Below are 12,384 nucleotides of genomic sequence, written 5' to 3'. Positions count from 1 at the left end.
CTGTCCGGAAGTCACTATCGCTGGCGGTGACATGTCAGGAACACGCCATCCTGACAGCGCCTCACGGACCCGCCACCGCGGGTTCTTCCCCTCTTCCCAGGAGGAGCACAGTGAGGATCAAGCGCACCGTAACCCTGCTCGCCGCCGCAGCGACCCTGGCGGCCGGCTTCGCCGCCCCCGCCGCCACGGCCACCCCCACTCCCGGCCCCGCCGGCGCCGCCCAACTCGCCCGTGCCGACGCCGCCGTACTCGCGGCCGACGTCGAAGGCACCGCCTGGTACGTGGACCGGGCTCTCGGCCGGGTCGTCGTCACCGCGGACTCCACCGTGTCCGACGCGGAGGTCGCCGGAATCCGCAGGACCGCCGGCGCGGACGCCGGCGCGATCACGGTCAAGCGCACCCCTGGCGTCTTCAAGCCGCTCCTCGGCCCGGGCGACGCGATCTACGGCGGTGGCTACCGCTGTTCACTCGGTTTCAACGTGCGCAGCGGAAGCACGTACTACTTCCTCACGGCCGGGCACTGCGGCGATGTGGCCGACACCTGGTACGCCGACTCCAATCAGTCCACGCTCATCGGACCGACCGTCGGGTCCAGCTTCCCGAACAACGACTACGCCCTCGTCCGGTACGACAACGCCTCCCTCAGCCACACCGGCGGCTTCACCGCGGCCGAGGCCTACGTCGGCGAGTCGGTCAAGCGCAGCGGCTCCACGACCGGTACGCACAGCGGCACCGTCACGGGTCTCAACGCCACGGTCCACTACTCCGGCGGCGGCACGGTCCGCGGCATGATCCAGACGAACGTCTGCGCAGAGCCCGGCGACTCCGGCGGAGCGCTCTACGACGGCTCCAAGGCCCTCGGACTCACCTCCGGCGGCAGCGGCAACTGCCGTACCGGCGGCACCACGTTCTACCAGCCGGTGCCGGAGGCGCTCGCCAAGTACCGGGTCAGCATCTACTGAGGGCCCTGAGGCAGCTGAGTACCCGTTCCCCGGGTCTCCGGCCCCCGCCGAGGAGGCCGATGGCCGGAAGCACTCCCTTTTGGCGTGTGACCGCATGGCCGGAAACTTCCCCCACAGCGCCGGTCCCCGGACCGGCGCCTCACGGGCCCGGCACCCCACTGCGGGCCCCTGACTCCCTCTGGAGGGACGAAACGTGAGGACCCAGCACACCATCCCCGCCGGCAGACGCAGCCGCCTGCTGGCCGTGGCCACCGGTCTGATCGCGGCCGCCGCACTGGCGGTCCCCACCGCGACGGCCGACGAAGCACGGACCTACGACGCCCAGCAACTCGCCGCCGCGAGCGACGCGCTGCTCGAGGCGGACGTGCCCGGCACCGCCTGGCACGTCGACAAAGCGACGAACACCCTTGTCGTCACCGCGGACAGCACCGTCTCGCAGGCAGAGCTGGCCAGGATCAAGCGCGAGGCCGGACACAACGCCGGCGCCCTGCGCATCGAACGCACGCCGGGCACCTTCTCCAAGCTGATCTCCGGCGGCGACGCGATCTACGCGTCCAGCTGGCGCTGCTCTCTCGGCTTCAACGTCCGCAGCGGCAGCACCTACTACTTCCTGACAGCCGGTCACTGCACCGACGGCGCGGGCACCTGGTACGCCAACTCCTCCCGCTCCACGGTCATCGGCCCGACGGCCGGTTCCAGCTTCCCCGGCAACGACTACGGCATCGTCCGCTACTCCAACACCTCGCTGTCCCACCCCGGCACCGTCGGCGGCCGGGACATCACCGGCGCGGCCAACGCCACCGTCGGCATGCCCGTCACCCGCCGCGGCTCCACCACGGGCACCCACAGCGGCTCGGTCACCGGGCTCAACGCCACCGTGAACTACGGCGGCGGGGACATCGTCTACGGCATGATCCGCACCAATGTGTGCGCCGAGCCCGGCGACAGCGGTGGCCCGCTCTACTCCGGGAGCCGGGCCATCGGCCTGACCTCCGGCGGCAGCGGAAACTGCACCACCGGCGGCACCACGTTCTTCCAGCCGGTGGTCGAGGCGCTGAACCGGTACGGAGTGAGCGTCTACTGACGCGTCCGGACGCGCAGCAACCGACGACGACGGCCTCCGTCCTTCACCAGGACGGGGGCTCGACGTCCCGCCCCTTTTTTCGGAGGATGTCAGGACGGCCGGGGGCGGCCGTAGTGACGGGGGTTGCAGCGCGAAGTGAAACGCATCGGAGTGACCGGCCACCGAGGCATCCCGCCGGAGGCGCTAACCCATGTCAGCGCCGGCCTGCGGGCCGTGCTCCACGGGCACCGGGGCTCGCTGGAGGCGCTGTCGAGCCTCGCCGTGGGGGCGGACCAGATCTTCGCCGACATCGCCCTGGACTGCGGCGCCGAACTGACGGCCGTCATCCCCAGCGGCGACTACGAACAGGGGTTCACGGGCCCCGGCGAGCTCGCCCGGTACCGGAGGCTGAGAAGCCTGGCCACCCGTGAAGTGAGGCTGGCCTTCCCGGTCTCGACCGACGAGGCGTACTTCGCCGCCGGTGCCTACATCGCCGACCACTGCGACCGGCTGCTCGCCGTCTGGGACGGCCTCCCGGCCCGGGGGCACGGCGGCACCGGCGACATCGTGCGCTACGCCCGCGACCTCGGGAAGCCCGTGACGATCATCTGGCGCGAGGGCGTCGAACGCGACTGAGCCCGCCGGTACCGGTCAACTGCGGTGTCTCACCAGCCAGTCCGTGTGCTGGGGAGAGACGATGCGCTCGGTCTCGTAGACCGCGGACGGCCACTGGGCGTCGGTGACCGTCGTCTCCATGGCGGTGTGCATGGCCGCCAGGTCCTCCTCCACGAGCGAGTGGGCGGCGATCAGCGGCTGGTGGCGGCGGATCTCGCTCCAGGCCAGGCAGGCCGCGGCCGCGGCCGACAGCACCCCCTGGACGTGGAAGGAGTCCGCCACGGAGAAGGTTCGCAGTGTGGCGAAGAACAGGGCGAAGAGAGTGAGCAGAGCGATCGAGGCGGACCAGAGGGCGGTCGCACGACGGGACATCTCCGTACGCCGGTGGTACCAGTTGCGCTGCTCGATCAGCCGGTCCCTGACGTAGGTCTCCTTGCGGACGCTGAAGGGTTTGGCCCGCAGGCGGCGCATCGGGGTGGTGATCAGATCACCGGCCGCGGCGTCCTCGCCCGACGAGCGGGGGTCCTCCCAGCCGACTTTGGCCAACTCCCGTAATCCGTCCTCCAGACGGGCGGTGAACAAATCATCGGCCCGGGCCTCCGGAAGGCGTGAGTCGAAGGGCGAGCCGTGGACCGCGTAGCGCCAGCACATGGACTTGATGAACTCGGCGGCGGAGCGGTTCAGTTGCCATTGCGACTTTGCTCTGCGGCGGGTGGCGCGGTACCCCAGCACCAGTACACCCCCGTACGCCAAAGCACTGAGAAACGACGCGAACTGGAAGGAGTCGCCGAGCCTCAGCGAGGTGGGCAGGGCCGCCAGGGCGGCGCCGGCGACCAGCAGGAGGAGGCGGTGCCGGGTGCCGGCCACGGCCTCGCGCTGGCGGGCGACGGCGATGGCGTCCGTGCGGTGGTACAGAACCGGTAGGTCGGCATTGTGGAGGACCATGCTCTGCAAAGGGCTCGAAAGGTCGCTCATACACACCCCCGTCTGCGGTTTTGGCATCACTCTTTAGGCGGAATCGCTTGTTCCTTGCGGTCCTGCGAGAATGTGGTGCAACTCTTTTGTTGCTTATCCCCGTGCTGAGTTGCTGGGAGTGGCCATGAGAGTAAAGTCGTGCCGCCGGCATCGCAACGGTGCGTGGTATCCCCGCTGGGCACAGCATTGAGCTGGACACAACATCAAGGACGGCCCCCAATGACCCTGCACTCCTCTCCCTCCTTCGCCGCTGCGAAGAAGAATCGAGTTCCCCTGGCGCAGATCGACGTGCGCGGCGACGAAGCCGCACGCAAGCTCGCCCGTGTCCTGCCCGCTTCCGAAGAGCGCATCGTGCGCGCCACCACTTTCAACTCGGCGCTCTGAGCGACTTCGGAGGGCTTCGCACTGGCCCTAGACTGGTGGAATGACAGGGCCCCCACTGGTCCCCTTCCAGCAGATCGTTGTGAAGGTCCACAGCAGGTGCGATCTTGCCTGCGATCATTGCTACATCTACGAACACGCTGATCAGAGCTGGCGTACCCGCCCGAAGGCAATCTCTGACGAAGCGATTTCCTGGACAGCTCTGCGACTGGCCGAGCATGCCAAGAGCCATGCCCTGCCCTCCGTGTCAGTGATCCTGCACGGAGGGGAGCCTCTGCTGGCGGGCCCCGCGCGTCTGCGCCGCGTCTGCGAGGAGCTCACCGCAGCCCTCGACAACGTCGCCGCACTCGACCTGAGGATCCACACCAACGGGATCCAGCTCAGCCCCCGCTATCTCGACCTGTTCGACGAATTCGACGTCCGGGTCGGCATCTCCCTCGACGGGGACCGCAGCGCCAACGACCGCCACCGCCGCTACGCGGACGGCCGCACCAGCCACCCGCTCGTCCTGCGGGCCGTGGACCTGCTGCGCCAGGAGCGCTACCGCCACCTCTATCTCGGCCTGCTGTGCACCGTCGACGTCGCCAACGACCCCGTCGCCGTGTACGACGCCCTCGCCGAACTCGAACCTCCGCGGATCGACTTCCTGCTGCCCCACGCCACCTGGGACGACCCGCCGGCCCGCCCGGACGGGTCACCCACCGCCTACGCCGACTGGATCCTCGAGGTCTTCGACCGCTGGGACGACCGCGGCAGGCCCGTGCCGGTGCGGCTCTTCGACTCCGTGCTCTCGACCCTGGCCGGCGGCCCCAGCCTCACCGAGTCCCTGGGCCTCGCCCCCTCCGACCTCGTCGTCGTCGAGACCGACGGCACCCTGGAACAGGTCGACTCGCTGAAGAGCGCCTACGAGGGCGCGGCCGCCACCGGGTTCGACCTCTTCCGGCACTCCTTCGACGAGGTGGCCCGCCACCCGGGCGTCAGGGCCCGCCAGCTCGGACTGGAGGGCGTGAGCCCGACATGCCGTCAGTGCCCGGTCGTCCGCTCCTGCGGCGGCGGTCTCTACACCCACCGGTACGCGAGCGGCTCCGGCTTCGACAACACCTCTGTATACTGCAACGACCTCGAGGCGCTGATCCTCGGCATCGAGGAGCGCACGGCACCCGCCACCGCATCTCCTGCCGTGACCGACCCCGAGGCGCTGCTCATCCTCCAGCAGGACCTCACCCGCTACACCCTCGCCGGGCTCAACGAGGAACTCGGCGGACGCGGGGGCGAACGGTGGTCGGCCGCCTGGGAGCTCGCGTCCACGATCGACGAGACCTCGCTCGGCCTGGACGAGATCTACGCGCACCCGTACACCCGCACCTGGCTCCATGCCTGTCTGGAAGCGCTGCGGGCCGGGCGACCGGACGCCGTCGGGCTCGCCCTGCGCCTGGAGTGCTACGTGGCCGCCGCGGCCGTACGGAGCGGGCTGGGCACCCCCGTACGGGTCGGCTGCCCCACCGGCACGCTCGTCCTGCCGACGCTGGGCGAACTGCGGCTTACTGCCCACGGCGGGCCGTGCGAGGCGGAGGTCGGCGGCACCCCGGACGAACTGGTCGTGCGAGTACCGGGACACGGAACGTTACGCGTACACCCGCACCGGCCCGAGGCGGGCTGGCGGCCCCTGCGCCGGCCCGGACTCGACGGCTGGCCGCAGCTCGTGCTGGACGACCTCGACCCCTACCGGGACTGCTTCGGCGAGCCGGTGGGCCCCGCGGGGGACACCGAGGCGCTCGCGGCGGCCTGGGAGCTGCTGAGGGACGCCGCGCCGCAGCGGGCCACCGAACTCGCGGGCTCCCTCACCACTCTGACGCCCCTGCGGGGCACCGGATCGGCCGTCGGGCGGCACGCCTACGGCGCGCTGGGCCTCGGCCTGCAGGGCCCGCCCGCCGAGTTGGCGGCCGCACTGCTGCGGGGCTTCGCCCGGTCCAAGCTCCGCGCCGCCGGCGAAGTCACGGACCTGCTCGCCGAGGACGGCGCCTGGCTGCACCCCGCGCCCTGGCAGGACGAGCCGCTGCCGGCCTCCAGGCTGCTGGCGGGGGCGTACGAACGCGTCGCCCTGGCGGCCCTCGATCCGGCGGCCACGGCCCAAGCCGTCCTCGCCCTCAAGACCCTGCGCGACGCACCGGAACCGACCGTCAGCGGCAAGCGCCTGATCGCCGCCCTGCACACGGAGGCGGTCGGTGGCTGACCCGTTACGCGGCGACGGCCCGGTCCGGGCACTGCGCGACCTCGGCGTGCGCCGCGGCATGACCCTCCTCGTCCACGCCTCCCTGCATGGCACCGGCCTCGGCGCACGGACCCTGCGTGACGCCCTGCTCGAGGTCCTCGGCCCCGACGGCACGCTGGTGGTGCCCGCCTTCACCGCGGAGAACTCCGACACCTCCTCCGCGTATCTGGCCCGGGTGCGCGGCATGACACCCGAGCAGGCGGCGGCCTTCCGGGCGGACATGCCGGCCTTCGACCCGGCCACCACACCGAGCCAGGGGATGGGCCGGTTGGCCGAGTCCGTACGCACCGCGGCGGGGGCCCGGCGCAGCGCGCATCCGCAGACATCGTTCGCGGCGCTGGGCCGGCGCGCCGCGGAACTGCTGGCGGAGCACCCTCTGGACTGCCATCTCGGCGAACGCTCACCGCTGGGCGCGCTCTACCGGGCCGGGGCACAGGTGCTGATGATCAATGTGGGTTTCGCCAAATGCACCGCGTTCCATCTTGCCGAGTACCGCGTCAAATCCGCCGTACGGACCTACCGTTGTGTGGTGACGGGGCCGGAGGGCGGCTCCGAATGGGCCGAGTACACGGACGTCGTGCTGGACGACAGTGATTTCGAGGCGGTCGGGGCCGCCTTTTCCTGGGGGGTGGAACGAAGCGGACAACTCGGTGGAAGAACCGCAAGACTGTTCTCGATCAGGAAAGCGGTCGACCATGCGAAGGATTGGATGACCGAAAAGCGGTGATGATTGACCGAACGGCGGGGGGATGGAGTGTGACCCGCTCCGGAATGATTAATTCGCTCGCGTCTTCCACTGATGCTGGGTGTCGGGCCGGGCGTTCACGCAGGACGGGGGTCGTGTGTCGGATTCAGCGCAGCGGGCGGCGGACCATCGGCCGTACTTCTTCTTGAGCTACGCGCACACACCGCGGTACGGAGCGGGTGGTCCCGACCCGGACATGTGGGTCGAGCGGCTGTTCCGCGACCTGGTCGGCCACGTGATGGCCATGACCGATCTCCCGGCCGGCGCCCCGGCCGGTTTCATGGACCGGGAGATACGCTCGGGGGAGGGCTGGTCCGAACGGCTCGGTGAAGTGCTGGCCAGCTGCCGGGTCTTCGTCCCGCTCTTCTCCCCCCGCTACTTCGCCAGCGAGATGTGCGGCAAGGAGTGGTACGCCTTCGCCCAGCGGGCCATCTACCACCATGCGAAGAGCAACCGTCCCGCGGAGGCGATCGTCCCGGCGTTATGGGTGCCGATGCCGCCCGAGCAACTCCCCGGCCCCGCCGAACGGTTGCAGTTCAACCACCGCGCCTTCGGCGACCGCTACGTGACCGACGGTCTCTACGGGCTCATCAAGCTCCGGATATTCGCCGAGGAGTACGAGGCCGCCGTCTACGAGCTGGCGAAACGGATCGTGAGTGTCGCCGACACCACACGGCTGGCGCCCGGCAGCCCCGTCGAGTTCCGCCAGGCGCCGAGCGCCTTCGGCAGAGCCAGTGTCGGCCCGCGCCCCATGCACATCACCGTCGCCGCGCCCACCAGCCACGATCTGCCACCCGGCCGGTCCGCCGACTTCTACGGCAAGCAGCCACAGGACTGGAACCCCTACCACCCGGACTCCGCACGTCCGTTGGCGTCCATCGCGCAGGACCTGGTGCGCTCCCTCAACTACCAGCCGACCGTCTCCTCGTTCGACCACGAGCCCCTGGCCGCCGCCGGCCAGCCGCCGACCCGCCCCGAGATCCTGCTCGTCGACCGCTGGGCCCTGGAGAACGAGGAACGGCGTCGCAAGCTCGCCGCCTTCGACGCGGTGCCGCGCCCATGGGTGAGCGTGGTCGTCCCCTGGAACCGCGACGACCCGGACAGCAGCAGGGAATCGGAGGCCGTGCTGATCGAGCAACTGGAACGCACCATGCCGCACCACATGGGCCACGGCCGTGCGGCCTGCCAGGCGGCGGCCAGGGGCGTGTACACCATGGAGGCCTTCGGGCAGCTGCTGCCCCAGGTGGTGGAGGCGGCCGCCCAGGAGTACCTGCGCCACGCGGAGGTCTTCCCACCGGCCCCGCCGGGCGGCGGCAGCCACAGCGAACGGCCGCGGCTGCGCGGCCCGATGGCCGAGTACAGCACCACCCACTTCGTCCCGAACGTGCGTGACATCGCCCCTGATGCGGAGGACACGGATGACAGCCAGTCGTGACGGGCGCATCGTCACCTTCTACTCGTACAAGGGAGGTACCGGACGCACGATGGCCATGGCCAACGTGGCCTGGATCCTCGCCGCGAACGGCAAGAGGGTCCTGGCCGTCGACTGGGACCTTGAAGCACCCGGCCTGCACCGCTTCTTCCACCCCTTCCTCGACCCGTCCACGCTCGGCGCCACCACCGGTGTCATCGACCTGATCACCGAGTTCGCCTGGGCCGCGACCAATCCCGAGCCGCGCCGCGCCGACTGGCACGTGGAGTACGCGCGCATACAGCCGCACGCCGTCTCCCTCACCCCGGAGAGCCTCGGCTGGGAGTTCCCCGAGGGCGGCACCCTCGACTTCGTCTCCGCGGGCAAGCAGAACCGCGAGTACTCGGCCACCGTCTCCACCTTCGACTGGGACAACTTCTACGACCGGCTGGGCGGCGGCCACTTCTTCGACGCGCTGCGCGACGACATGAAGGCCAACTACGACTACGTCCTCATCGACAGCCGCACCGGTCTCAGCGACATCGCCGACATCTGCACCGTCCATCTGCCCGACGTCCTCGTCGACTGCTTCACGCTCAGCGACCAGTCGATCGACGGTGCCGCCTCGGTCGCCCGGCAGATCGACGAGCGGTACGGCGGCCGGGGCATCAAGATCCTCCCCGTGCCGATGCGCATCGACGAGGGCGAGAAGGAGAAGGCCGACGCCGGACGGGCCCTCGCGCGCCTGAAGTTCGACCGGTTCCCCACCGGCCTCACCGCGGAGGAGGCCACCGCCTACTGGGGCGCGGTGGAGATCCCCTACCGGCCGTACTACGCCTACGAGGAGACACTCGCGACCTTCGGGGACGAGGCCGGGCTCACCAGCTCACTGCTCTCCGCCTTCGAACGGCTCGCCACCGTCGTCACCGACGGACAGATCACCTCGATGCCACCCGTCAACGAGGACGTCCGGCTGCGTATCAGGGACGCCTTCACCCGCCGCCGCCCCGCCCTGCCCGCCGACCTGTTCCTCAGCTACGTCGCCGAGAACCGCATGTGGGCCGACTGGGTCGAGTACGTGCTCAGCCGCGCCGGCTTCCGGGTCGTGCCGCGCGACGTGTCGGCGGAACTCGACCCGGTGGAGTTCGACGCGGCCTCCGCGGAGAACGCGGCGCGCACGGTGGTGCTGCTGTCCAGCGCGTACCTCAAGTCCGCACGAGCCGTCGAGGTCTTCCAGCGCGCCGCCGCCGAGGACCCGAGCGGCGGCCGGCGGCATCTGTTGCCGATCCGGGTCGGCGACGTCCGCCTGACCACCCCCTACATCGACCGCAACCCCGTCGACCTGTTCCGGCTCGACGAGATGCATGCCACCGGTGCGCTGCTGCGTGCCCTCGACCGCCCGGTGCAGCTCCCCGAGCCGTCGTCACCGGGCCCGCGGTTCCCCGGAACGGTGCCGAAGATCTGGAACGCGCCGCCCCGCAACCCCGGATTCACCGGCCGTTCCGTGGTCCTGGAACGGATGCGGGACCAGCTCGGCGGCGGCATGTCCGTGGCCGCGGTGCTGCCGCAGCCGCAGACCCTCTACGGTCTCGGCGGCGTCGGCAAGACCCAGGTGGCCCTCGAATACGTCCACCGCTTCATGGCCGACTACGACCTGGTCTGGTGGATCTCCGCGGAGCAGCCCGACGACGTGATCGCCGGACTCGCCGAACTCGCCGTCCGCCTCGGCGCGCAGGGCGGCGAGGACATGGCCGCCGCCTCCCAGGAGGCCATAGACCTGCTGCGGCGCGGAGTGCCGTCGAAACGCTGGCTGCTCGTCTTCGACAACGCGGACGACCCCGAGCAGCTGAAGCGGTACTTCCCCGCCGGCGGGCCCGGGCACGTGCTGGTCACGTCGAGGAACCAGAGCTGGTCGCAGTACGGCGACGCGCTGCCCGTCGACGTCTTCATGCGCGAGGAGTCCATCGAGCACATCCAGCGGCGTGCCCGCGGTCTGAGCGCCGAGGACGCCGACCAGGTCGCCACCGCCGTGGGAGACCTGCCCCTCGCCGTCGAACAGGCCGCGGCCTGGATCGCGGAGACCGCCACCCCGGTCGCCGCGTACCTGGAACAGCTGCGTGAGCAGGCCGCGAGCGTTCTCGCGCTCAACCAGCCCGTCGGATACCCGGAGCCGGTCGCCGCCACCTGGAACGTGTCCATCGAGCGGCTCAAGGAGCGCTCGCCCGCGGCCGTCCGGCTGCTCCAGCTGTGCGCCTTCTTCGCTCCCGAGCCGATCTCCGCGAACCTCCTCTACAGCAAGGAGATGATCGAGGCCCTCAAGCCGTACGACGCCTCCCTGCAGGAGAAGCTGGTCCTCGGCAGAGTCATCCGGGAGATCGGCCGGTTCGCCCTCGCCAAGGTCGACCAGGTCTCCAACTCCATCCAGGTGCACCGGCTCGTGCAGGCCGTCATCCGGGCCCAGCTCAGCGAGGAGGAGCAGATGGACGCGCGCCACGCCGTCCACCGCATCCTCGCCGGCGCCAGGCCCGACGACGACGAGCCGATCGACAATCCCGACACGTGGCCGCGGTTCAACACCATCTGGCCGCACCTCGGCCCCTCGGAGGCCAGATACTGCAAGGAGCCGGAGACCCGCCGGCTGCTGATCGACCGGGTGCGCTATCTGTGGAAGCGCGGCGACTGGAAGACCGCCCACGCCCTCGCCAGCGACCTGCGCGAGGCATGGAAGGACATCCTGGGCAACGACGACCTGCAGTATCTGTACCTGCGCTTCCACCTCTCCAACATCCTCCGCTCCCAGGGCCGTTACGTGGAGGCCAAGGACCTCGACGAGGTCACCCTGGAGCGGCAGCGCGCGGTCCTCGGCCCCACGCATCCGCACACGTACATGACCACCAGCGGACTCGCGATGGACCTCGGCACGCTCGGCGACTACGAGAGGGCCATGGAGCTGGCGACCGAGGCGCACGAGGGGTTCAGCCAGATCTTCCACGAATCCCACCCGCGCACCCTGGCCGCAGCCAACAACCTGGCGCTCAACCTGCGCATGGTCGGGCAGTACGCCCGGGCCCGCGAGATCGACCAGGAGGTCTTCGACCGGCGCAGCGAGGTGCTCGGCCCGGAGCACCCGTACACCCTGAACTCCGCGATGAACCTTGCCCGCGACCTCAGGGAGGTCGGACGGTACGACGACTCCGTGGCCGTGCTCAGCCGCACCTACGACGTCTACAAGGAGCAGCTGGGCCGGACGTTCCCCGGCACCCTGGCCGCGGCCAAGAGCCTCGCGGTGTCGCTGCGCAGGGCCGGCCGGCTGGAGGACGCCCGGCGGCTGACGACCTCGGCCCGCAACCGCTACCGCGCCAAGTACACCTCCGCCAACCCGGATTCCCTGGCCTGCGACCTGAACCTGGCGGCCGACCTGTTCGCCGCGGGTGAGCCGGTGGCGGCCCGGGACCTGGCCCAGGAGGTCGTCGACCAGTACCGGCAGGTGCCGGGCGAGGAGCACCCGTACACCCTGGCCGCGATCAACAACCTCGGGATCTACGAGTGGGGCTGCGGGATGCCCGAGACCGCGGAGCAGCTGCTGCAGAGCGTCGTCGCGACGATGCGGGAGGTGCTGGGCGAGAACCATCCGCACGCTCTGTACAGCACGATCAACCTCGCCAACGCCCTCGCGGACCTGGGCAACTGCGAGGAGGCGCTGGAGATCGAGCGGCGGACCGTGACCCGGCTGCGCAATGTGCTCGGCGCGCACCACCCCGAGGTGCTCGGCATCGCCTCCAACATGTCCGTCACGCTCGGGCTGATCGGACGCAAGGACGAGGCGGCGCGGACACGGGCGGAGGCCGTCGAGGAGCTGCAGCGGCTGCTCGGCGACGAGCACGCGCTGACCCGGATCGCGAAGGACGAACGCCGGGTCTACCGCGACCTGGAGCCGCTCGCGGTATGACCCGTGAGCGG

9 protein-coding genes are annotated in these 12,384 nt (G+C 70.4%); 8 read left to right on the top strand and 1 reads right to left on the bottom strand.

What is annotated here, in order from left to right; all coding sequences use genetic code 11:
• Positions 1-110: 110 nt before the first annotated feature.
• The 3 genes from OGH68_RS07490 (at position 111) to OGH68_RS07480 (ending at position 2,661) form a co-directional block, all read left to right on the top strand.
• Positions 111-962 carry a S1 family peptidase gene (locus OGH68_RS07490; RefSeq protein ID WP_264242541.1) on the top strand — a complete coding sequence of 284 codons (852 nt, stop codon included), beginning with the start codon at positions 111-113 and terminating at the stop codon, positions 960-962.
• Between the two features lie 193 nt (positions 963-1,155).
• Positions 1,156-2,046, top strand: a complete 891-nt coding sequence (locus OGH68_RS07485; protein ID WP_264242539.1) for a S1 family peptidase — start codon at positions 1,156-1,158, stop codon at positions 2,044-2,046.
• A 135-nt stretch (positions 2,047-2,181) separates the two neighbouring features.
• Entirely contained in the window at positions 2,182-2,661 is a 480-nt protein-coding gene (locus OGH68_RS07480) for a hypothetical protein (protein ID WP_264242538.1), read from the top strand.
• A 15-nt stretch (positions 2,662-2,676) separates the two neighbouring features.
• On the opposite strand, the gene OGH68_RS07475 is transcribed toward OGH68_RS07480, so the two are convergent.
• On the bottom strand, positions 2,677-3,585 hold the full coding sequence (locus tag OGH68_RS07475; RefSeq protein ID WP_264249955.1) for a DUF4231 domain-containing protein: 909 nt from the start codon (positions 3,583-3,585) through the stop codon (positions 2,677-2,679).
• A gap of 249 nt (positions 3,586-3,834) precedes the next feature.
• Between OGH68_RS07475 and fxsA the strand changes: the two genes are divergently transcribed.
• The 5 genes from fxsA to fxsT all read left to right on the top strand — a co-directional run bounded on the left by fxsA (position 3,835) and on the right by fxsT (position 12,373).
• Positions 3,835-3,999, top strand: coding sequence for an FxSxx-COOH cyclophane-containing RiPP peptide (gene fxsA / locus OGH68_RS07470; protein WP_264242537.1), 165 nt, complete (start codon positions 3,835-3,837; stop codon positions 3,997-3,999).
• A 40-nt stretch (positions 4,000-4,039) separates the two neighbouring features.
• A complete protein-coding gene (gene fxsBH, locus OGH68_RS07465) occupies positions 4,040-6,229 on the top strand; it encodes a radical SAM/SPASM protein FxsBH, inactivated beta-hydroxylase extension form (protein ID WP_264242536.1) in 2,190 nt (729 codons plus the stop codon).
• A gap of 58 nt (positions 6,230-6,287) precedes the next feature.
• Positions 6,288-6,995: an AAC(3) family N-acetyltransferase gene (locus OGH68_RS07460; RefSeq protein ID WP_264249953.1), complete on the top strand. Its 708-nt coding sequence runs from the start codon at positions 6,288-6,290 to the stop codon at positions 6,993-6,995.
• A gap of 115 nt (positions 6,996-7,110) precedes the next feature.
• Positions 7,111-8,448 carry a TIR-like protein FxsC gene (locus OGH68_RS07455; RefSeq protein WP_264242535.1) on the top strand — a complete coding sequence of 446 codons (1,338 nt, stop codon included), beginning with the start codon at positions 7,111-7,113 and terminating at the stop codon, positions 8,446-8,448.
• Complete coding sequence (gene fxsT / locus OGH68_RS07450) at positions 8,432-12,373, top strand: FxSxx-COOH system tetratricopeptide repeat protein (RefSeq protein ID WP_264242534.1); 3,942 nt, start codon at positions 8,432-8,434, stop codon at positions 12,371-12,373. Before OGH68_RS07455 ends, fxsT begins: the two co-directional genes overlap by 17 nt.
• Positions 12,374-12,384: the final 11 nt, after the last annotated feature.

The organism is Streptomyces peucetius, assembly GCF_025854275.1.
GTDB classification, from domain to species: Bacteria; Actinomycetota; Actinomycetes; order Streptomycetales; family Streptomycetaceae; genus Streptomyces; species Streptomyces peucetius_A.
The sequence above is the reverse complement of the archived record's forward strand: the minus strand, read 5'-3'. Positions and strand labels throughout refer to the sequence as shown.